21 protein-coding genes are annotated in these 20338 nt (G+C 69.7%); 8 read left to right on the forward strand and 13 right to left on the reverse strand.

Translation table 11 applies throughout. From position 1 onward, the window contains the following. Nucleotides 1-40 precede the first annotated feature (40 nt). The 11 genes from V3C34_RS14535 to V3C34_RS14585 form a co-directional block, all read right to left on the reverse strand. Nucleotides 41-1417: a peptidoglycan DD-metalloendopeptidase family protein gene (locus V3C34_RS14535; RefSeq protein ID WP_346007491.1), complete on the reverse strand. Its 1377-nt coding sequence runs from the start codon at nt 1415-1417 to the stop codon at nt 41-43. A gap of 64 nt (nt 1418-1481) precedes the next feature. After that, nucleotides 1482-2390, reverse strand: coding sequence for a permease-like cell division protein FtsX (gene ftsX, locus V3C34_RS14540; RefSeq protein WP_068322278.1), 909 nt, complete (start codon nt 2388-2390; stop codon nt 1482-1484). Beyond that, nucleotides 2387-3214, reverse strand: coding sequence for a cell division ATP-binding protein FtsE (gene ftsE, locus V3C34_RS14545; protein ID WP_068322273.1), 828 nt, complete (start codon nt 3212-3214; stop codon nt 2387-2389). Before ftsE ends, ftsX begins: the two co-directional genes overlap by 4 nt. 119 nt (nt 3215-3333) lie before the next feature. Then, nucleotides 3334-4446: a peptide chain release factor 2 gene (gene prfB / locus V3C34_RS14550; protein WP_068322272.1), complete on the reverse strand. Its 1113-nt coding sequence runs from the start codon at nt 4444-4446 to the stop codon at nt 3334-3336. Between the two features lie 11 nt (nt 4447-4457). Next, nucleotides 4458-5786: an AI-2E family transporter gene (locus V3C34_RS14555; protein WP_346007492.1), complete on the reverse strand. Its 1329-nt coding sequence runs from the start codon at nt 5784-5786 to the stop codon at nt 4458-4460. Between the two features lie 87 nt (nt 5787-5873). Further along, a complete protein-coding gene (locus V3C34_RS14560; protein WP_346007493.1) occupies nt 5874-6353 on the reverse strand; it encodes a pilus assembly protein TadG-related protein in 480 nt (159 codons plus the stop codon). Next, nucleotides 6350-6790, reverse strand: coding sequence for a pilus assembly protein TadE (locus V3C34_RS14565; RefSeq protein ID WP_068322257.1), 441 nt, complete (start codon nt 6788-6790; stop codon nt 6350-6352). Before V3C34_RS14565 ends, V3C34_RS14560 begins: the two co-directional genes overlap by 4 nt. Next, nucleotides 6787-7182, reverse strand: a complete 396-nt coding sequence (locus V3C34_RS14570) for a TadE family protein (protein WP_338537800.1) — start codon at nt 7180-7182, stop codon at nt 6787-6789. The genes V3C34_RS14565 and V3C34_RS14570 overlap by 4 nt, the downstream gene beginning before the upstream one ends. Next, nucleotides 7179-7403: a hypothetical protein gene (locus tag V3C34_RS14575; RefSeq protein WP_068322244.1), complete on the reverse strand. Its 225-nt coding sequence runs from the start codon at nt 7401-7403 to the stop codon at nt 7179-7181. The genes V3C34_RS14570 and V3C34_RS14575 overlap by 4 nt, the downstream gene beginning before the upstream one ends. Nucleotides 7404-7434: 31 nt before the next feature. After that, nucleotides 7435-8388 (reverse strand): type II secretion system F family protein, encoded by a 954-nt coding sequence (locus tag V3C34_RS14580; RefSeq protein ID WP_345914108.1) that lies wholly within the window; start codon nt 8386-8388, stop codon nt 7435-7437. Next, nucleotides 8385-9254, reverse strand: coding sequence for a type II secretion system F family protein (locus V3C34_RS14585; RefSeq protein ID WP_068322241.1), 870 nt, complete (start codon nt 9252-9254; stop codon nt 8385-8387). The genes V3C34_RS14580 and V3C34_RS14585 overlap by 4 nt, the downstream gene beginning before the upstream one ends. Before the next feature lie 85 nt (nt 9255-9339). On the opposite strand from V3C34_RS14585, the gene V3C34_RS14590 reads away from it, so the two are divergent. Next, on the forward strand, nt 9340-10509 hold the full coding sequence (locus V3C34_RS14590) for a recombinase family protein (RefSeq protein WP_346007494.1): 1170 nt from the start codon (nt 9340-9342) through the stop codon (nt 10507-10509). 7 nt (nt 10510-10516) lie between these two features. On the opposite strand, the gene V3C34_RS14595 is transcribed toward V3C34_RS14590, so the two are convergent. Together V3C34_RS14595 and V3C34_RS14600 are read right to left on the reverse strand one after the other, a co-directional pair. Continuing rightward, complete coding sequence (locus V3C34_RS14595; protein WP_346007495.1) at nt 10517-11500, reverse strand: hypothetical protein; 984 nt, start codon at nt 11498-11500, stop codon at nt 10517-10519. Between the two features lie 514 nt (nt 11501-12014). Continuing rightward, nucleotides 12015-12524, reverse strand: a complete 510-nt coding sequence (locus V3C34_RS14600) for a hypothetical protein (protein WP_346007496.1) — start codon at nt 12522-12524, stop codon at nt 12015-12017. A 294-nt stretch (nt 12525-12818) separates the two neighbouring features. Between V3C34_RS14600 and V3C34_RS14605 the strand changes: the two genes are divergently transcribed. From V3C34_RS14605 to V3C34_RS14635, 7 genes are all read left to right on the forward strand, one after another. Beyond that, nucleotides 12819-13211 (forward strand): helix-turn-helix domain-containing protein, encoded by a 393-nt coding sequence (locus V3C34_RS14605; RefSeq protein WP_346007497.1) that lies wholly within the window; start codon nt 12819-12821, stop codon nt 13209-13211. A 370-nt stretch (nt 13212-13581) separates the two neighbouring features. Further along, complete coding sequence (locus V3C34_RS14610; RefSeq protein WP_346007498.1) at nt 13582-16368, forward strand: DNA-directed DNA polymerase; 2787 nt, start codon at nt 13582-13584, stop codon at nt 16366-16368. Between the two features lie 240 nt (nt 16369-16608). Beyond that, nucleotides 16609-16950 carry a DCL family protein gene (locus V3C34_RS14615; protein ID WP_346007499.1) on the forward strand — a complete coding sequence of 114 codons (342 nt, stop codon included), beginning with the start codon at nt 16609-16611 and terminating at the stop codon, nt 16948-16950. 120 nt (nt 16951-17070) lie between these two features. Then, complete coding sequence (locus V3C34_RS14620; RefSeq protein WP_346007500.1) at nt 17071-17379, forward strand: hypothetical protein; 309 nt, start codon at nt 17071-17073, stop codon at nt 17377-17379. 272 nt (nt 17380-17651) lie between these two features. Then, on the forward strand, nt 17652-18206 hold the full coding sequence (locus V3C34_RS14625; protein WP_346007501.1) for a plasmid mobilization protein: 555 nt from the start codon (nt 17652-17654) through the stop codon (nt 18204-18206). A 6-nt stretch (nt 18207-18212) separates the two neighbouring features. Continuing rightward, complete coding sequence (locus tag V3C34_RS14630; RefSeq protein ID WP_346007502.1) at nt 18213-19469, forward strand: relaxase/mobilization nuclease domain-containing protein; 1257 nt, start codon at nt 18213-18215, stop codon at nt 19467-19469. 78 nt (nt 19470-19547) lie between these two features. Beyond that, a complete protein-coding gene (locus V3C34_RS14635; RefSeq protein ID WP_346007503.1) occupies nt 19548-20234 on the forward strand; it encodes a hypothetical protein in 687 nt (228 codons plus the stop codon). Nucleotides 20235-20338: the final 104 nt, after the last annotated feature.

Here is a 20338-nt window from a genome sequence, read left to right on the forward strand (position 1 = left end):
GTCGGGCGCGCGGAGTCCCGTCAGTTGTGCCGAAGGGAGGTCAGAGCCAGCCGCGCGGGTCGACGGGCGTGCCGTTGGCGCGGGTCTCGAAGTGCAGGTGGCACCCGGTCGACGTCCCGGTGGTCCCGACGTAGCCGATGACCTGGCCGCGGCTGACGTGGCCGCTGCGCACCGCGAAGGACTGCAGGTGGTTGTACGTCGTGGCGAGCGAGGAACCCCGCTTGATGCCGTGGTCGATGACGATCTGGTTGCCGTAGCCGCCGGTCGCGCCGGGTGGGTTCGCGGCGATGATCGTGCCGTCGGTCGCGGCGAAGACCGGGGAGCCGCAGGCGCCGGCGTAGTCGCGGCCGGCGTGCAGCCGCCAGGTCTGGTGGATCGGGTGGAAGCGCAGACCGAACTCCGAGCTGGCGGGAGCACTGCTCGGCGCCTGCAGCACGCCGCTGCTCGTCGGGGCCGGCGGGTTGGGGTCGGCCGGCGCGGCGGCCGCGCTCGGGGTCGAGGCCGCGGCCCGACGGCGAGCCTCTGCCTCGCGGGCGGCCTGGGCCTCGCGGGCCCGGCGGATCTCGGCCTCGCGGATGCGCGCCTTGCGGGCCCGCTCCTCGAGGATCTTGGTCAGCTTGTCCGACTGCGCCTGGAGGCTGTCGACCTGGCGCTTGTCCTTGGCCTTCTCCCGGCGCAACGTCGCGGCCTGGCTCGTCTGGTCGCTCTCGAGGCCCTCGAGCTTGCGCTGCGTGGAGTCGGCCTTGTCGCTGGCGGCCTTCGCCGTGGAGAGCTTGCTCTCCTTGTCGGTCTTGGCGTCCTTGGTCTTCTGCCGCAGCGCCTGCAGCCGGTCCCCGGTCGAGACGAGGTTGGCGCGGGAGGTGCTCAGCTCCTGCAGCGCCGAGCTCTGGGAGTCACCGACGGACTCGGCCATGATCATCTTGTCGACGAAGGTCCCGGGGTCCTCGTTGCCGACGGCGACGGACATCGTCCCGATGCCCTGCTGCTGGTAGACCTGCCCGGCGAAGCCGGCCACCGCGCGCCGCGAGGTGGTGATCTTGGAGCTGGTCGACTTCAGCTGCTTCTCGGCCTTGCGCTCGTTGGCCCGAGCGAGATCGTACGCGGCGACGGCGTCGTCGTACTCCCCCTTCGCCGTCGTCTCGGCCCGCTCGGCGGCGGCCGCGGCGCTGCGCGCCCCGGGCAGCTTGTTGCGGGTGGCCTTGAGCTTCTCGTACGCGCTGACGAGCTCCTTCGACGACTCGTGGAGGTCACCGCGGGCGTCGGAGAGCTGGCTGTCGACCCGGTTTTTCTTCTCCTGCGGGTCCGGGTCGGCCGCGTGGGCGTAGCCGACGACGCCGCCGAGCAGGCAGACCGAGAGCGCTGCGCCGGTGAGGGCACGGGCGCGCGCGGAGACCTGGGGACGTGAGGGGCGGGACATCGAGGTCAACGGTAACGACGAACCCGACCGGTGCACAGCACCCTCGCGCCCTCGGCGCGCCCCGTCACACCCGCAGGTAGCGCCACAGGGTCACCGTCGACGTCCCCACGGCCAGCACGACCACCCCGACGAGCATGAAGGGGGCGATGAGCCAGACATCGCTCGCGGAGATGAAGGCGGTACCGGCGTTCTCCTGCAACAGGTATCGGTCGAAGAGCGCCCACGCCGACAACCAGAGCAGGCCCACCGCCATCACCGCCCCGATGAGGCCGGACGCGACGGTCTCGATGATGAAGGGGGTACGGATCGTCCGGTTGGACGCACCGACGAGCTTCATGATGGCGATCTCACGACGGCGGGTGAAGGCCGCCTGCCGGATCGTCGTCGCCATGAGGAGCACGGCCGAGATGAGGGTGAGCGCCGCCAGGCCGACCATCACGACGGTCATGATGTTGATCGCCCGGAAGAGCGGGGCGAAGACCTCGCGCAGGTTGGGCACGCTCGCCACGCCGGGCGCCCCCTCGAAGGCGGAGGCGACCGTCTCGTACTCCTCCGGGTCGGAGAGCTGGACGCGGTAGCTCGGCGGGATGTCGCCGACGCGGATGTGCCCGGCGAGCGGGGAGTTCTTGTAGTCCTGCTTGAAGCGCTTGTACGCCTCCTCCTCGGACTCGTAGTAGACGTCCTTGACGAGGGGCTTCATCTCCTCCAGCTGCGCGTCCACCGAGTCCTTCTGGTCCTGGGTGGCCGCCCCGGTCGAGCAGTTGGGCTGCGCGGAGGTCTCGGTGCACATGTAGATCGAGACCTGGACGCGGTCGTACCAGTAGCCCTTCATCTGGTCGACCTGCCGCTGGGCGAGCAGGCCCACGCCGAGCAGGTACAGCGAGATCATCGTCACGAGGATCACCGAGACGGCGATCGACTTGTTGCGCCGCAGGCCCTCCCAGGCATCGGCGAGTACCGAGGTCGGCCTCATCGCAGCAGGTCCTCCGCGTCGTCGTCCCAGTCGTCGAGGGCGTGCACCTCACCCAGGGGGCGGTCCGCCGGGTCCTCGCGGGGCTCCACGCCCCCTTCGTGCTCGGCGGCGCGGTCCTCGCGGTCACGCGAGTCCACGATGCGCGGCACGTAGCTCCCGCCCTCCTCGTCGCGGACGATCACGCCGCCCTCGAGCTCGACGACCCGCTTGCGCATCTCGTCGACGATGACGTTGTCGTGGGTGGCCATGACGATCGTCGTGCCGGAGTCGTGGATGCGGCGCAGCAGGCCCACGATGTCGAGGCTGGTCGCGGGGTCGAGGTTGCCCGTGGGCTCGTCCGCCAGGAGCACCGGCGGCTTGTTGACGACCGCGCGGGCGATGGCCACCCGCTGCTGCTCACCACCGGAGAGCTCGTGGGGCATGCGCTTCTCCATGCCCGCGAGGCCGACGAGCTCGAGGGTCTCGGGCACGAGCGCCCGGATCGCGCGGCGCGGGCGGCCGATGACCTGCAGCGCGTACGCCACGTTGTGCTCCACGGTCTTGTTCGGCAGCAGCCGGAAGTCCTGGAAGATCGTCCCCACCTGGCGCCGCAGCTGCGGCACCTTGCGCTGCGGCAGCTTGCGCAGGTCGTGGCCCCCGACGAGCAGCCGCCCGGAGGTGACGATCTCCTCACGGATCGTCAGCCGCACGAGGGTCGACTTGCCCGAGCCCGAGGCGCCGACGATGAAGACGAACTCCCCGCGGTCGATGTTCAGGTCGATCCCGTCGAGCGCGGGGTGGCTCTGGTTGGGGTATCTCTTGGTGACGTTCTCGAAGCGGATCATCAGCTGCAGCAGGCCTCAGGGACGAAGGGGACACGGCCGCCTGCAGGATAAGCCGCACGGGTGGACGGTCCGTGACAATCTCGTGACCTCGGCGCGTTAGGTCCGAGGTCGCGGTCGGCTCAGGCCTCGGCCTTGGCCTGCTCGATGCGCCAGCGGATGCCGGCCTCGATGAAGGAGTCGATCTCACCGTCGAAGACGGCGCTCGGGTTGCCGGTCTCCTGCTCGGTGCGCAGGTCCTTGACCATCTGGTACGGGTTGAGCACGTAGGAGCGCATCTGGTCGCCCCAGGTGGCCTTGACGTCGCCGGCGAGCTCCTTGCGCTCGGCGGCCTCCTCGGCCCGCTTGGCCAGGAGCAGGCGCGACTGCATGACGCGCAGCGCGGCGGCACGGTTCTGGATCTGCGACTTCTCGTTCTGCATCGACACGACGATCCCCGTCGGGATGTGCGTCATGCGCACCGCGGAGTCGGTGGTGTTGACCGACTGGCCGCCCGGGCCGGAGGAGCGGAAGACGTCGATCTTGAGCTCGTTCTCCGGGATCTCGATGGAGTCGGTGCCCTCGATGAGCGGGATGACCTCGACCGCGGCGAAGGAGGTCTGGCGACGACCCTGGTTGTCGAAGGGCGAGATGCGCACGAGGCGGTGGGTCCCCCCTTCGACCGAGAGGTTGCCGTAGGCGTACGGGACGTTGACCTCGAAGGTCGCCGACTTCAGGCCCGCCTCCTCGGCGTAGGAGGTGTCCATGACCTTCGTCGGGTAGCCGTGGCGCTCGGCCCAGCGCAGGTACATGCGCATGAGCATCTCGGCGAAGTCGGCGGCGTCGACGCCCCCGGCGCCGGCGCGGATCGTCACGACCGCCGCGCGCTCGTCGTACTCACCGGAGAGCAGGGTGCGGACCTCGAGCTGGCCGACGGCCTTGCGGATCTTGGCCAGCTCGGCCTCGGCCTCGGTGAGCGTGTCCGCGTCGCGCTCCTCCGTCCCGAGCTCCACGAGCGCCTCGAGGTCGTCGATCCGCGCGTCCATGCTCTGGATCCGCTCGAGCTCGGAGTTGGCGCGGGAGAGGGCGGAGGTCACGCCCTGCGCCTTGTCGGGGTCGTCCCACAGGTCGGGGGCCGCGGCCTGCTGCTCGAGCTCGGCGATCTGCGCCTCGAGGGCGGGCACGTCGGTCACATCGCGCACCGACCCCATGGTCGTGCGCAGGTGCTTGATCTCGGTCTCGAAGTCGACAGCCACAGCAGGCCACCTTACGGCAGGCGCGCCGACGCGTCGGGCGTGCTCGAGATGAACTGGTCGACCCAGCGCACCTTGGGGTCGCGGTCGATGAGCATCGACTTGACGAGCAGGGTGAAGGGGATGGCGAGCAGCGCCCCGAGCGCGCCGAAGACGTACGCCCAGAAGACGAGCGACAGGAAGGCCGTCGAGGCGTTGATGCCGACGGCGTCGCCGGTGAACTTCGGCTGCAGGATCGTCTGGACGACGAAGTTGACGACCGAGTAGACGACGACCACCCACACCATCGTCGAGACCCCTCCCGCCAGCAGCCCGATGAGGGCCGGCGGGACGAGACCGAGGACGAAGCCGATGTTGGGGATGTAGTTGGTGACGAAGGCCAGCAGGGCGAAGGTCATCGCCAGCGGGACGCCGAGCCAGGCCAGGGCGAGGTAGTCGATGACCGCGACGATGATGCCGAAGACCGTGGAGACGATCCAGTACCGGCGCACGCGGTAGCCGAAGTCGACGAGGGCGTCGGCGACGTCCGGTTTTTGCCGGTGGATCGCGTCGAGCCTCCGGCCGAAGCCGCCGGCGTCCATGACGAGGAAGATCATCACCGTCAGCAGGAAGAGCATCGTCGTCGTCAGGCCGGTCACGGTGTTGGCGAGCGAGCTGGCGACCCCCGCGAGGTTGCGCAGGTCGAAGTTGTTGATCGCGTCGTTGATCTCCTCCGTCTCGACCCCTCGCTCGGCGAGCAGCTGCTGGATGTCGGTGACGAACCCGGTGAAGGTGCTCGTGTACGCCGGCTTGGTCAGCTCGTTGGCGAAGCGGGTCGCGGCGATGGCGATCGAGGCTCCGAGCGCGGCGAGGATCCCGTAGAGGATGACGATGAGCAGCAGCCCGGCGACGGCGCTCGGCAGGACCCGCCGCATGCCCTTGTACACGGGGTAGACGGCGATGATCAGCGTGACGGCGAGGAAGGTGGGCGCGACGATCCCGGCGACCTGCTTGAGGCCGGCGATGGCGATGATCCCGGCGGCCAGCCCGAGCAGCAGGGTGAGCGTCGGCGGCAGCGAGATCCGGTGGACCGGCCGCAGCTCCTCGTGGTCGTGGTCGCGCTCGGCGTCGTGCAGCTCGGCGGCGGGGACGGTCGGTGCCTCGGGGCGCTCGTCGGGGTCGAGGACCGTGCCCTGGGTCGTCTGGACCACCTCGGGCTCGTGCTGGTGCTCATCGGGAGCGGTGTCCGGCGCGGCGTCGGGTGCGGCGTCGGGCGCGGCGTCGGGCGCGGTCTCGGCCACCTCGGCCGGGGGCGCGTCCTCCCCCTTCGTCCCGGTCGTGCCGTCCCGCTGCTCGTCCGCCACGTGCATCCCTCCTGCAGGTGCGGGCACGGTCGTGCACCGCTGCCGTCATCGTGTCACCTCGGACCGACGGGCGAGCCGCAACGCGGCTCAGGGTTGGCCGGTGACGACGCCGGCCCGGGCACGCGACTCGACGGTCACCGTCACCGAGCCACCCATCGACTCGAGCAGGCCGCCGATGAGGGGCAGGTCCGCCTGTCCGGTCAGGCGGACGACGGCCGTCTGACCGTCGGGGCTGCCCGTGCCGTCCGCGACGCCCCAGCTCTCGAGGCCGTGCGGCAGCGCACGCGACGCGAGGTGCTCGGAGGCCGCAGCGCGGACCGAGTCGTCGGTGACGGGCAGGGCGGTGCCGAGCCCGCCCTCGTAGATCTGCTCGGCGCTCTCGTCGGTCGCCTCGAGCGCCGCGGAGTCCGCGGCGTCGAGCAGTCGCATCCGGGAGATGTGGACCGAGGTCACGGCGATGCCGCCGATGATCAGCGTCATCGCGATGACGGTGAGCCCGAGGACGAGGATGCTGAGCTGGCCCCGGTCGTCGCGGGCCCGCGCCACGAGGGGACGAAGGGAGGTCATCGCGCCTCGTACTCGGGCACGGGCGAGACCTGCGTGGCCGAGACCGGGATGTCCAGCGGCACGACGTCGCGGAGGAACCCCGGGACGAGCGGCATGGGCACCGAGGTCACCGCCCGGGTGGTCACCGACTCTCCGGGCGACAGGCAGGGCGAAGCGGTGCACTCGAGCGTGAGGCGGCTGCCCTCCCCGAAGCCCTGGTCCTCGAAGGCGATGTCCGCCGCGGCCTGCGAGCGCGCCTGCGCCGACGACTCGTCGCTCGCGGTGACGAAGGCACGACCTGCCTCTCGGGCGGCCTGGGTGACGGCGTAGGACCCGGCCTGGAGGCGGGCGAGGCACAGGACGAGGTAGATGAGGGGGACGAGGAGCAGGATCGCCAGCCAGACGAACTCGATGACGGCGGTCCCCCCGTCGTCGGCCAGCCGTGCGCGCGCCCTCACTGCTCCTCCAGGAAGGCGCGGCCACGGACGTCGAGCGCGTCCCCCGGGCCGACCGGACCGACCACCGGCAGCGGTGCCGTCACGTCGACGACGACGACCTGCACCCCTTCGGCCGTCGTGTCGGTCCTCGCCACGACACCGCCGGAGTAGCGCGGCGAGAGGGAGCGGTCGATGAGGTCACGTGCGCGGGCCGCGCCCTGCTCGGGGCTCGAGCCGGCCCTCGCCCCGTAGCGAGCCCCCTCGGAGGCGCAGGAGACGAGTGTGTTGCGCACGTGGAGGGCCAGTCCCAGCTGGAAGACGGCGAGGAAGACGAAGAGCAGGAGGATCGAGGTCAGGGCGAAGTCGACGACCGCGGATCCGCGGTCGTCCCCCAGACGCTCGATCCGCGTCAACCGTGGACCTGGTCGGGCCCGGTGACGCCCTTGAGGGCGTTCTCGAACATCGACTTCAGCTGCTCGCCCGCGATGGCCCAGATGCCGGTGACGAGGGCCGCGGTCATCAGGGTGATGAGCACCCAGCCGGGCACGTCGCCCGTCTCGTCCTCGAGGCGGGCCATGGCCCGGTGGACGCTGTCGGTGAGGCGCACGTGCGCCTTGATGAGCTGGTCGGTCATGTCATCTCTCCTTGGTGGCGGTGCTGTCGGGTCACATCTGGAACTGGAAGAAGCCGAGGCCGGGGAACAACGCGAAGAGGATGGTGATGGGCAGCACGCCGAAGACGACGGGGACCATCATCGCGATCTCCTTCTTGCCGCCGGCCTCCATGATCAGCCTGCGCCCCTCCTCGCGGACGTCCTGTGCCTGCGCCCTCAGGACGTCGGCGAGGGGCGTGCCGCGCTCGACAGCGACGACGATGCCGTCCACGAACCGGGCGAGGGAGGTCAGCCCGGTGCGGTCGGCCAGGCCCTCCAGGGCGGACGGGAGGCTGGCGCCCGCGCGGGCATCGGCGAGGCAGCGTCCGAGCTCGTCGGACAGCTCACCGTCGGACAGGCGCACGACCCGCTCGAGGGCCCCTGCGGCGCCCTCACCCGCGCCGACTGCGAGTGCGAGCAGCTCGGCGACGGTGGGGAACTCGGCGAGCATGCGCGCCTCGCGACGCTCTGCCTCGCGGGTGAGCAGGGTGTCACGGACGACGACGCCGATGGCGAACCCGAGCACGATGAGCACGAGCAGGAAGAACGGCGAGCGGCCCTGCCCCGTCACGTAGAAGACCCCGAGGGCGCCACCGATGACGGCACCGCCGAAACCGTGCAGGACCTGCTCGGCCCGGAACCGGTCCGTGTCGGGCGCGCGACCGGCCCGCAGCAGACGCCGGCGGACCGAGGAGGTGCCGCCGAGCACCGACTCGACCCGCCGGGCCAGGTCGGTGATGACCGGACGCAGCACGGTCGGGATCACAGCGAGCAGGGCGACCTCGTCGTCGGCGAGCAGGCGCGAGGGCCTCGGGGTGTCGCGCAGGTACGGGGCCAACCGGTCGTCGAGCGTGGGCCGCCGGTGGCGCGGCAGGCCCTGGTGGACCAGGACGGCACCGAGGGCCAGGAGCAACCCGAGGAGGGCGCCGCTGCGCCCCAGGCCGATGGAGTGCAGGACGTCCGTCATCGCAGCACCCGCTCCTCGTCCGGGAGCCGGCCGATGCGCACCATGACGCGATAGGCGATGACGGTCGCGGCGGCGCCGACCGCCAGGACGAGGACACCGGTCGAGGTGTTGTACGCCTGCACCGACTCGGGTCGGGTCGACAGGAGCGCCAGCACGATCCACGGCGCGGCCACGGCCAGCCGGGCCGCGTTGACCGTCCACGACTGGCGCGTCTCCAGCTCGCTGCGGGTGCGGGCGTCCTCGCGCAGGAAGGTCGAGAGGGTGCGCAGCAGGGACCCGAGGTCGGAGCCGCCGACCTCGCGGGCGATCCGCAGCGACTCCACGAGGCGGTCGCCGACGGGGTCGGCGAGCCGGTCCTTGAGCCGGTCGAGGCAGTCGTTGAAGCGGCCGGTCGTGCGGTAGTCGCTCGCGAAGTCGGCGAAGGCCGGGCGCAGCTCCTCGGGGCCGCGCAGCGCGAGCTGGGAGAGCGCCTCGGGCAGCGCCATGCCGGCGCGCACCGCGGAGGTGATGTTGTCGACCGCGTCCGGCCACAGGTCCCTCAGGTGGGCCCGGCGTGCACGCGCCCGCATGCGCACGACGAGCACGGGCACGCCGCCGGCCATCACCGCGAAGCACAACGCGATGGCCGGCACCGCGGTGAGCGCGGTGACGGCGACGAAGATGAGGAGGAAGGCGATGACGCACGCCGCGACGAGGCCCGTGGGACCGATCCCGCGGTAGCCGGCCTGGGCGAGGTCGTCGGAGAGGCGTCGGATGACCCGGTGCTCGCGCGGAGCGCGGACCCGCGTCTCGTCGCTCGGCCACCAGGACCACCAGATGAGGAACAGCCCGAGGCCGAGGACTGCGCCGATGAGGACACCTGTCATCCGCGATCCCCTCCGAGCAGGGCGGTGACGTCGTAGCCGGACGGTCGTCTCCGGCTCCGACGACCTGAGCACCGCCGATGGTCGGATGGTCGCCCGGTACAAGGCGACGGCGGACGCAGCCGAGGCCGAACGCACCGCCGAGCGAGGCGCGCGAGCACAGCTGCAGCGGGCTCAGCAGGGCAGGTACAACGGCCCCCGCCCGTATGGGTACGACTTCGCCGCGGACGACCGCGGGCGGGTGCTGATGGGCCGCGACAAGACACTGGTGATCAACGAGCCCGAGGCACAGGTCATCCGTGAGGTCGTGGCTCGGGTGCTCGAGGGCGAGGCGTTCTGGTCCATCACGAAGGACCTGAACGGCCGCGGCATCGCGACCACAAAGGGTGGCCCCTGGCACACGCAGACACTGCGGCGGATGCTGATGCGGTGGACCCACGCCGGGTACCGCAAGCACCAGAAGTGGGACGGCAAGTACGTCGGCAAAGAGCAGCTCTATGAAGCCACCTGGCAGCCGATCATCGACCGCGACACGCACGAGCGAGTCATCGCCGTGCTCACCGACCCGAGCCGGCGCAAGAGCAGGTCAACCGAGGCGAAGTACCTGCTCACGTCCATCGCCCTGTGCGGTGCGTGCGGCGGCTATCTGGTCGGCACGACGAGCTACGAGTACACGATCAAGGGCACCTACGTTCGCAAGGACGGCACCCGCTCCCCCGACAAGGTGCGTGTGTACCCCGAGACGTACAAGTGCCCGCACGCGGGCTGTCACGCCGTCACTCGTCGGATGGACGCGGTCGACGAGCTGGTGGAGCGTGTGGTTGTCGAGCTGCTGGAGCGCGAGGGGGTCCGGGCCTTTGGTGGCGACCCGGCGGTAGTGGTCGCGGCGCAGGCGCGGGTCGAGGCTCTGCAGGCCAAGTTGGCGCTGCTGACTGATCAGTGGACCGAGGACAAGATCACCGACGAGCAGCTCGAGCGCGGCACGGCTCGGCTCCGGCCACAACTCGAGTCGGAGCAGGCGCGGCTGCGCGCAGCACAGCCGGCCGACGACAGCCTGCGGCGGTTCACCGGCACGGGTGCCGGCGCGGCCTGGGGCAGTGCCGACGTCGCGACGAAGAAGCACGTGCTGCGGGCACTGGGCGACATGATCGGGCTGACGATCACCATCGACCGGATCGGTGCCGGCGCGTCCTCGAGGGCCGACGCGGGTCGGTACGAGGGGATCAGGATCGAGGCAGCTACCGCGCGCGACTTGTGATGGACAGCTAGTCCCCGGCCTCGCCGCTACCCGGCGGCCGGAACCCTTCAAGGCTCGAGAACCACGCCGAGATCCGGGGCCCGTCACCAGGTGGCCCGAAAGCTCGCTCCGCGAGCCGATGGACCTGATCAGGCCACGGACCTGTGGCGAGCTCACCGCCCTCGACCGATGCCAGCACCGTGTCGCCGATCCGCCGAACGCAGGCACTCACGACCGTAGCGTCGCCTTCCTGCCGAGCGATGTCGGTGACATCGCGCCAGCCTGTGTCTCCGAACGTCCGGGTTTCGCCCGTGTGCGAGATGATTTCGGCGTACCACCGAGCGGGGTCGATGACGGCGATGAACTCGTCCTCCTTGAGGCTGGAGTCGTCCACGTCCACGATCTCGCGACGGACACCATGGATGCGGACCCGCAGCAGCGCGCGGCTCGCAACGGCATCCTGGATCGGGCCCATCAAGTCTCGCTCGACAGCGTGCCCGGCGATCATCAACTCGTGCACCGCCTGACGAGCCTTCTCCCAGCGGTCGGTTTCGGCATCGCCCTCGACTATTCGGTGGAGCACGTCGACCAGAGTTCTAAGGGCCTCGATGCAGTCATCGAACGCATCGATAACTGCGTCGAGATCCTCCGTGGTGACAGTGACGAGCTTCGGATCACGACTCCTGAATCGCCGCACTGAGTCGCCGTCATGCTCTTCGTAGTAGGAGTGAACTACCCGGTCACGCTCTGCAGTCCACTTCTCGACATCGCCGAGGCATGCCCGGATCGTGCGCCCCGGTGCGAACTCGAACTCCTTCGTCAGGCCGCTCTCGGTCGCGAGTTCGCGGATGAGCTTGGCCTTCTGGGCCAGGGAACTGCCGCCGACCACCACCTGGACGCGGGAGGGCGGCAGCGGGTGGAGAAGCGCGACAAGCACCTGTACGAGCCACTCGTCGACCTCGGCCTGGCGTAGGGCAACCAGACCGACCTTCGACAGAAACGCTTCATTCATGGGCAACCGCGGACGGTTTGGCCACACTTGTCGGGGGCTCCAAGCGCAGGGCTGCGCTGCCCATCACTCCCGGGAGACTTCGGTAGGGGTCAGAGCTCAAAGCCGCTAGGACCTCAGTCACGCAGGGCCTTCTCCAACTCGTCCTCGGAGTATCCGAAGGCGTGGGCCTCGTCCTTGCCGTTGGACGCCCAAATGTTCGCGGCTTCATGCACACTCAAGGTTTCGTCGGCGTCACCCCCGTCATCTGACTCGAGCCCGTAATGACAACTGCCGCAGTACATCTCCGAGTAGGTGTACTTCTTGGTAAGCGGTGTCCCGCACTGCGGACACGGAGGCGTGTCACCGTCGTATGCGTCCTCCTCTTCCCAACTCTTCGGGCGGAAGGCATCAAAAAGGCCCATAGGTACTCCGATCTCTGGCCCCCCTCGGACTCAGCGGGGTGGGTGGAGCATATTGCGTCGCCGGTCTGGGACGCTCCACCTTCAGGCCCCGAATCGGGCAAGCGAGCAGACCTTCACCGAGGCCCGAGCCTGTCCTCGAGCAGGTCATCGAGCAGCTGGGCGAGCATGCACCACTGGGGCCCTATGGGCTTTAGCGCGACGTGGTGCAGGTGCTCCTGCTCGAAGTCCTGCCACGCCAGCACGAGCTCGGGGTCGCGTAGGCGGTGTGCGTCCTCGACCCGCGCACGCATCTCGACGTAGATGCTCTCGTCGGCCGCGGGCACGAGTGTCACGGCGATGCCATCGTCGGCGACGGTGACTGTCCGAGCCAGGATCCGGCGCGCCTGGGCCGTGGTGATCTCACCGTGGTGCACGTCGATCACGGGAGTGCCGGCCGTCTTGGTCTCCCAGGTGTCCAGCTCGGCGATGACCCGAGCGCAGATCGCCGAGATGTCGCGCAAGTCGGACGGCCGAGGCGGCCAGTGCTCGGGGCGCAGCTCGGTCAGGACACGGGCGAAGTCCTGCGGCGGGCGGGGATGAGCAGGCGCAGCGTCTCGATCGTGGTCGCGGTCGGGCTGGGGCATGGGAGGCCTCCGGGAACGTCTTCGTGAGGTGACGCCGACGCTACGCGGCCGGTGCGACAGCCCGGTATCGACTCACTACTCCACTCTGCGCAGAGTGGGACTCGAGTAGTCATTGCACTGGGACGCACTCGTAAGTACAGTGATATTGGCGAGAGGCCTTGGGTCTCGAGTCGTCCATCGCACTAGCGGTGGGCAGGGGCTGCCGTCCACATCTGACACACCTAGGGCAGTCCCGAGACGAGCACAGTCCCCGACGCCGGACGCACGGGATCTCCACGAGAGGTCCCGTTTTCTATGTCCGCGTACGTCAGGAGCGTCAGCTCGGTCGACGGCCAGATGGCCATCGACCTCGACCGCGACGCCGATCTGCTCATCGAGCCCGCCGACGTCGCCCGCCTCGGCTACGGCACCGCCAACACCGTGCGCCTTCGCATCCGGTCTGGCGAGCTGCCGGCCGTGAAGGTTGGCGGCCGGTGGAAGGTCCGCGTCGGAGACCTGCCGCGCCCCGCAGAGACCGCGACCGACACCGCACCTCCGACCCCCGACGGCCACCAGGACCTCGACGCCCTGGCCAAGGCGCTCGTTGCCACCTTCCCGCCTCTGGGGGCCGAGCAGATCGCCGAGCTCGGCCGCATCCTCAGCGCGGCCGCCGCGAGCAGCGCCTCGGTCGACAGCACCGCGGCATGAGAAGAGCCCCGGCTCTGTGCCGGGGCTCTTCCAGTCTCAGATCTCTCAGTCGCGAGTTCGCAGCTCGTGCATCGACCAAAAGGACACCTACATGGTACCTGAGCACATCCGCGTGACGCCACCCGTCGAGACCGTCGGCGACAGCTCCTGCAGCGCCCGATCGACCGTGGCGATTGACCCCGCAGGACCGGGCGACAGCGTGACGATTGACATCAATCGCCACGATGCGCCTCCGCAGAATCCCCGGAATACCAGGCGAAACGGCCAACGGCGGCACCGCCGTATTGGGCAGGCCCAGTTGCCGCCGTCGCCGCCGTCGCCCGCGACGACCCGATCCGAGTGGTCGTCCACGATCGTGAAGGACACCAAGTTGAACAAGCAGAAGCCTCCGCAGTACGAGGTCCTCACCCGGGTCATCGACCGGGTGCCGAAGAAGACCAGCCCCACCGGAGCGAAGTTCGGTGACTACGCCTCCGTCCGCGCGATGGTCGAGGAGGCCGGGTCGATCGTGATCGGCTTCGACACCGAGTTCACCGACCGGCCCGCCTTCGTCGGCCGCCCCGGTGTCCAGTCTCGAACCATCGACTCCTACCAGGCCGCCGCGATCGACTCGAGCGACCCGACGAAGATCCGCCTGGTCACGATCCTGCCGCTCTACGACCGCCCCGACGAGGCGCTGCCCAACATGAGGATCTCCTTCGAGCTGTTCCTCGAGCTGGTCATCGAGGCCCTCGACCTGCATGAGCACCCGCTCGCGCCGGCCGACTGGACGGCCAAGGGCGTGTCGTGGAAGCACGCCACCGACGCGGACGGCAACAAGCGCGCCGCCGACCTGTTCCGCTCGAACAAGAAGGCCGGCGTCGTCAGCAGGGCGCTGCCGATCACCCTGCTCGCCCACTTCCAGCACGCCGACCTGACGACGTTCGCCGACCACCGGCTCCTGCGGAAGGTCGCGCCCGGCATCGTCGACAAGGACGGCAAGGGTGTCTACCGGAAGGGCGGCGACCCGCACACGTCCGTCCGTGCCGGCTACGCGGGTCGGCAGAGCGTGTGGCTGGACCGGTCCATCCCGGACATCCTGCGCACGGTGATCAGCGCCAGTGGTGGCATGGTCTCGCCCAAGCCGGTGCGGCTCGTGCTGGGCGGTGCCTCGTGGCGCTTCTGCCGGCCGGTGGAGCTGTCGGTGCGCGACACCCTCCCCCACGCACCGCCGAACCTGCGCAAGCTGGCCGACCTCGGTCTGGCCGTCGGCCACCCCAAGCTCGACGTCCCCGACGGGTGGATCGAGCGGATGAGCGACTACCGCCGCGAGCACCGCGAGGAGTTCCTCGAGTACGGGTCCAACGACGCCGTCATCGCCCTCGAGTACGTCAGCGCCATGTACGGCGACCACCGGGCCATCCCCCTGACGCTGCCCACGGCTGCTGCGCGGTCGGTGCGCGAGTCTATCAAGACCGCCGAGGAGATGACGACCACGCGCGCGTTCAACCTCGAGTTCGGGGGGCTCGTGTCCGCGACCGACGCCACCGCCAACATCGTGGGTGTCGAGGACCAGTTGGACTACTACCGCCAGAAGGACCTCGTGCCCGTCGACGGTGCTGCGGCCACCTGGCAGCACGCCTGCGCCAACGCGTTCCGGGGTGGCTTCAACTCGTGCAGCGAGGTGGGCTACTTCGGCCGCCTGACCAACGACCTCGACCTGATCTCGTGCTACCCGACCAGCGAGTCGGCCCTCTTCGACGTGGACTTCACCCACCCCGACGGAGTGATCGTCGAGACCGTCAACAACGTCCCGTTGACGCTGGCCCACATCCCCGACCCGCGCACGCCCTTCGTCGGGTTCGTGCGATTCCGCCACCCCGAGCAGGTGGCCTACCCGGCGATCCCCGTCCAGGTGGACTCCTCGATGGTCTACCCCCGCTCCTCCGGTGAGGGCCGTGGCGTCTGGGTCTCGGGTCCCGAGATCTGGCTGGCGCTGACGCTCGGTGCCGAGGCGTGGTGTCAGATCGGCCACTTCGGCCGGGTTCGTCGCGACGAGCACGGCCGCCCCTCGCGCATGCTGCGCGGTGCCAACCGGCAGCTGGTGCAGGACCGCGCCCGCGCGAAGCGCGACTTCGGCTCTGACTCCCTCGAGCAGGGGACGCTGAAGATCATGGCCAACTCCTCCTACGGCAAGCTCGCCCAAGGGGTCATGGGGCAGAGGGGCTGGGACGCCTGGGCGCAGCAGCGCGACGCCATCGGCGGCTCGGCGATCACCTCCCCGTACCACGCGATGATGACCACCGGGCTCGTGCGAGCGACGCTCCTGGCGGTCCTCAACCAGCTCGCCGACCTCGGCTACTCCACCCCCAGCTGCACCACGGACGGCTTCATCACCGACGCCGACCTGGGCGTGGTCGACGGGCTGGATCTCTACGGCCTGTCCGACATCTGGCGGGAGGCTCGTGCGTCCCTCACCGGGAGCCGCGAGATGTGGGAGCGCAAGCACCACCAGACCGACCTGCTCAACATCACCACCCGAGCCAACTTCTCGCGGCAGTCCACGGGCGTCCTCGCCCACGGCGGCTACAAGCTGCCCGCTGGCATCGTGGAGGACTCCCAGCAGGACCGCGACCTGATGTACCGACTGGTCGCCGGGCGCGAGACCGCCATCCCCTGCTCCCACCGCGCGTTCCCCTCGATGCAGGAGCTGACCCGCATCGACAAGCGCTGGGACTTCGGCGGTGCCATCGTGGAGAAGCAGTTGCAGATGGAGTACGACCGCAAGCGCCGTCCCGTCCCCGACGGCATGACCGTCGACGACGTCGACGTCGACGGCGAGGTCTTCCAAGTCGCGCACGTGCACACCGTGCCGTGGGACACCCCGGAACAGGCCGTCGCCGGTCGCTCCGTCGACGCGGGTCTGAAGGTCTGGGACGACGAGCTCGGTGAGGAGGTCTGGACCCGCTGCCCCGTGCGACGGACCGAGGCCCAGTGGATGGACTACTTCGAGCGCCTCGACGAACTGCTCGACCAGGACGGCTCGATCTCGCACGCGGAGCAGCTCGACCGGATCGCCAAGTCCATCGTCATCGCCCAGCGCCAGGGGCTCATCGACATCCGTGGCTGCGCCACGAGCCCGGCAACGGCGAGGTTGCCTGGCGTCTGCAGAAGCTGACCTGGTTCGGCCTGCCTCTGGTCAAGGAGCGGTTCTGGCACCACGCCAAGAGCGACCAAGAGCGGCAGATCGACGTGGCCCTCGACCTGATCGGGCCGTACGTCGAGCGGATGCAGTCCTCGCACGCAGCCCGGTACCTGGACCTCGATCACTGGGAGCTCGTCGAGGCCGACCAGTTCGACGACGGGGGCATCGAAACTGGCTCACCCTCGAGGTCGCCGGCTGGGAAGGGGTGGCCGCATGAGCATCACCCTGGGCAGCGAGTCGTTCCGCTCGCAGGCTGCTGCCCGCGAGCGGGCCAGCGAGATCCTGCACCAGCACGTCCTGCATGTGCCGATCACCGGTGCGGACGCCGACTTCGCCGCGGCGCTGCTGAACCAGCACCCTCGTGCGCTCGACAAGCGCGGCGTCGGCGTCGACCACTTCGAGGTCCGGCCCAGTCCCGACGGGCGCACGCGCAACCTCTGGGTCGTGCGTCTCGACGGCACCTCCGACAACTACTCCATCAAGGAGTGCGTCGCAGGAGCCGCCCGACGGACGGCAGACGTCTGCAGCACCAGGCGTCCGGGAGGTGGTGCCTGACACCGCCGAGCCCACCTCACCCCCTGACCGAGACCGAGCGGGCGCAGCCCGCGAGCTAAGACAGACCAAGACCGCCCGCACCAGCGGGCGCACGACACACACCACAGACAGGAGATCCTGATGTCCTCCATCGATGACGAGATCAAGAAGGCCGAGGCCGCGCACGCCAAGCGCATCGCCTCGCTGCGCGCCAAGGCCGCGAAGCAGGAAGCCCGCATCCGCGAGGTCATGCTCGACCTCCTCGCCGAGAGTGACACCGAGCACTTCGACCGGCTGCGCGAGGACGCCGTCGCCCGGATCGAGGAGCAGCGACAGCAGCGCAGCGCCTCGGCCAAGGCGGCGACCCAGCGGGTCACTGAGCCGACGCCGGTGAGCACTGATGACGACGACGACGCGTTCCAGGAGCCGCACGCCCTGCGCAGCGCGTAAAGCCACGACGCGGCAGCGGCCATGCGACAGCCCCGGCACCCATGGTGCCGGGGCTGTCGCGTGCTCTGGGCTCGACCCATGGCGCGCGCAGCGCGGTCCTCACCCACTCGGCCCGCAGCGCAGCGAGGACCGAGCAAGCGGCAAGTGCGCGAAGCGCGGCGGGCGAAGCCCGGTATTACTTATTGCCTGCTTGCGTCTCGCACGGATGATAGACTTGATGGTGACAGCGACGATGCTCTCGGACGGAGTCCGAGGGGTGAGGAGGTGACACCGTGTCCGATGTCTACGGCCTGGGATCCGACGGCGCAGCCGACGGGGGCTCCCCTTCTGCCACCGACGGCGCAGCCGGTGGTGACGCCTCTAACGCCACAGCCGGCTCCCGCGGTCTGCCGGGTGTGGGTCGGCGCTCCGACGCTCTTCGCGACAAGCGCGAGATCGTCCTGACGCTGCGGGTCAGTGCCGCGGAGCGGCGACAGATCGAGCGGCAGGCGCAGCGCCGAGGCATCGGCATCAGCGCCCTGCTGCGTGGTGCCGTGCTGGACCTCGACGACGACCAGCGGCTGTCCTCGGTCCAGGCAGTGCAGGAGCCGACTGTCGAGTCGACCGACGTCACCGAGTTGCGGGACGCGCTGCGGGAGCTGCGGGTGCAGTACAAGGGGGTCCACAGCAACCTGAACCAGCTCACACGCCGGGCCAACGCGCAAGGCTCGGTCGCTACCCATGTCACGGTCGACGGCGAGCAGGTGCAGCTGAGTGACGTGCTCCTCGAGACGCGGGCCATCGCGGGACAGGTGCTGACCAACCTCGGCGCGAGAGGGCACGGGTGATGTGCTGTGTCCTCCGTCGACGTGCGTCCCGTGCACAACCTGCGGGACAGGGCTGACTACCTCGAGTACGGAGTCGGTCTCAAGAAGAAGCTTCACTGCGCTGCGGGCACCGATCGACTGGCAGTGATGTACTGCTCGCTCGGGTCCATCGACGAGTTCGTCGAGCGCGGCGAGGCCTTGGCCGAGGCGCACGGTCGGTCAGTGCAGGCGCAGTCGTACCTGCAGAACTTCGAGGTCGTCGAGTTCAAGGTCACCGACCCCGAGGACCTCGCGCGGGTCAACGACCTGGGGTACGAGCTGGCGCGCCGGATGGACGAGATCGAGGGCATCGACACCGACCACCTGGTCGTCACCCACGCCGACGCCGACGGTGGACATGCCCACAACCACATCGTGCGGCTGAACCACGACAACTTGACCGGCCGGGGCATCCGGATGTTCCGTACGCACGCCTCGGTAAAGAAGGCCAACGACCAGCTCATGCGTGAGCAGGGGCTGCGCACGGTGACCGACCGTCAGCAGGAGATCGCGCTGGGCCTCGCGCCCGGTGCCCTGACTCCTGCGCACAAGGAGCAGGTCGCCACGCTCGGACTCCAGCAGCGGCTGGTTTCCAGCATCCGCACGACGCAGGCGGACTACTGGGCGCGCAAGCGCGGAACTCTGAACGAGGGCGAGCAGTCCTTCGACATGCGTCTGGCCGATGCCGTGACCGCGGCCATGCTCGACCCGGACGTCACCGACGACGACGAGCTGGTGGCATCGCTGCGCAGGGTCAAGGTCGCCGGTGCCCCGGACGCCAAGCGGGATGGCATCACGATGACCGTCGACCCGAAGACCCAGGGCACGAAGTTCCGCATGTGGAACGATGCCACGAAGCGCTACAACTACCGCTCGGCATCCAAGCTCTCGCCGATGCTGACCACCGCGGGGCGCGCGCCGCTCTATGCCGAGAAGGCGCTCGAGGTGCAGGCTGCTGTCAAGCCCGCCCGAGTCCCCACGGCAGCCGAGCTGTACGCCGAGCGGGTCGCGCCGGCGATGGCTGACGTGGCATGGATGGAGCCCGAGGTGGACATCGACACGATCCATCCGCGCACCTCGCCGAGCAGCCCGGTGGTCAAGTCGCAGCCCTGCGAGTCGGGGGAAGAGCAGGTCGACGAGGATCTCGCGCAGGAGCAGCGACTCGAGCGGGAGCGCCAGGAGGCGGAGAAGCGTGCGCGCTGGGCACGAGATGCTCAGCACGAGCAGGAGCAGGTCGACGCCTAGGATCGGGGCGAGCTGTCGTACGGGGATCTGGACCACCGGGCCCAGCGGTCGGTGGCTGCCGTCCTCGCGGGGCGGGACGTGGATCCGGCACTCTGGGACCGGCTCAGCGATACCGAGATCACCCGTCGTGTCGATGCTGTCCAAGCCCGCCTGCTCGAGGCGGAGCAGCAGGCGGCGCAGCCGGAGACGGACCAGCCTCCGGAGCCGCCCCGGGCAGTGGCTGTGCGATCGGACGGTGCCGACAGGCGCGGGGAGTTCGCGGTGCACTTCCCGCGGGGTGAGTACCCGCGCGGCGTGGAGATGCTCGCAGTCGTCCGCGAGCACGCCGACGGCGAGGCCTACGTGGACTACCAGGTGGCTGCCGGTGACCCGATGGCCCGCGGCCAGATCGGCCTCCACCTGCAGGCCCGCAGGGCGGCGGGGTCTCCCCCGCGGACGGATGTCAAGCTGACCGCCGAGCAGTACGCGAGGCTGCAGGCGGCGGCCGGGAGCAACCGCGTCGAGGTGCGGGGTGTCTCGGTCCTCGCCGTGCGTGGCGACCTCACGGTGACACGGTCAGGGGGCTACACGCTCAGCCTGCGGTCGGTCGGACCGTCGCGCCGAGGCACCATCAGCACGGACGTGCTTGACCGCCAGCGTGCGGTTGAGGACAAGGCCCGGGCATCGCGGCAGGAGCACGTCCGGCAGCAGAGTGCGATCGCCGCGGAGACCGTCGAGCACGAGTGCGATCGGGATCAGCCCGACGAGGGTGACAAGGGCAGGTGAGCACCGTGTCGATCAGGGTCAACCCGATGGACACCCGGGTGAGCACCGCTGATCGGACGCAGATCACCGTCCAATGAACACAGAACCGACCTGCGTTGACAGGT

It is taken from the genome of Janibacter terrae (assembly GCF_039636765.1).
Classification (GTDB): domain Bacteria; phylum Actinomycetota; class Actinomycetes; order Actinomycetales; family Dermatophilaceae; genus Janibacter; species Janibacter terrae.

Excerpts from the sequence above, each read along its gene's own strand:
- V3C34_RS14535 (WP_346007491.1), bottom strand. The coding sequence starts at position 1,417 with ATGTCCCGCCCCTCACGTCCCCAGGTCTCCGCGCGCGCCCGTGCCCTC.
- V3C34_RS14590 (WP_346007494.1), top strand. The coding sequence starts at position 9,340 with ATGGTCGCCCGGTACAAGGCGACGGCGGACGCAGCCGAGGCCGAACGC.
- V3C34_RS14615 (WP_346007499.1), top strand. The coding sequence starts at position 16,609 with ATGAGCATCACCCTGGGCAGCGAGTCGTTCCGCTCGCAGGCTGCTGCC.
- ftsX (WP_068322278.1), bottom strand. The coding sequence starts at position 2,390 with ATGAGGCCGACCTCGGTACTCGCCGATGCCTGGGAGGGCCTGCGGCGC.
- V3C34_RS14575 (WP_068322244.1), bottom strand. The coding sequence starts at position 7,403 with ATGACCGACCAGCTCATCAAGGCGCACGTGCGCCTCACCGACAGCGTC.
- V3C34_RS14595 (WP_346007495.1), bottom strand. The coding sequence starts at position 11,500 with ATGAATGAAGCGTTTCTGTCGAAGGTCGGTCTGGTTGCCCTACGCCAG.
- V3C34_RS14605 (WP_346007497.1), top strand. The coding sequence starts at position 12,819 with ATGTCCGCGTACGTCAGGAGCGTCAGCTCGGTCGACGGCCAGATGGCC.
- V3C34_RS14560 (WP_346007493.1), bottom strand. The coding sequence starts at position 6,353 with ATGACCTCCCTTCGTCCCCTCGTGGCGCGGGCCCGCGACGACCGGGGC.
- V3C34_RS14580 (WP_345914108.1), bottom strand. The coding sequence starts at position 8,388 with ATGACGGACGTCCTGCACTCCATCGGCCTGGGGCGCAGCGGCGCCCTC.
- ftsE (WP_068322273.1), bottom strand. The coding sequence starts at position 3,214 with ATGATCCGCTTCGAGAACGTCACCAAGAGATACCCCAACCAGAGCCAC.
- V3C34_RS14600 (WP_346007496.1), bottom strand. The coding sequence starts at position 12,524 with ATGCCCCAGCCCGACCGCGACCACGATCGAGACGCTGCGCCTGCTCAT.
- V3C34_RS14620 (WP_346007500.1), top strand. The coding sequence starts at position 17,071 with ATGTCCTCCATCGATGACGAGATCAAGAAGGCCGAGGCCGCGCACGCC.
- V3C34_RS14585 (WP_068322241.1), bottom strand. The coding sequence starts at position 9,254 with ATGACAGGTGTCCTCATCGGCGCAGTCCTCGGCCTCGGGCTGTTCCTC.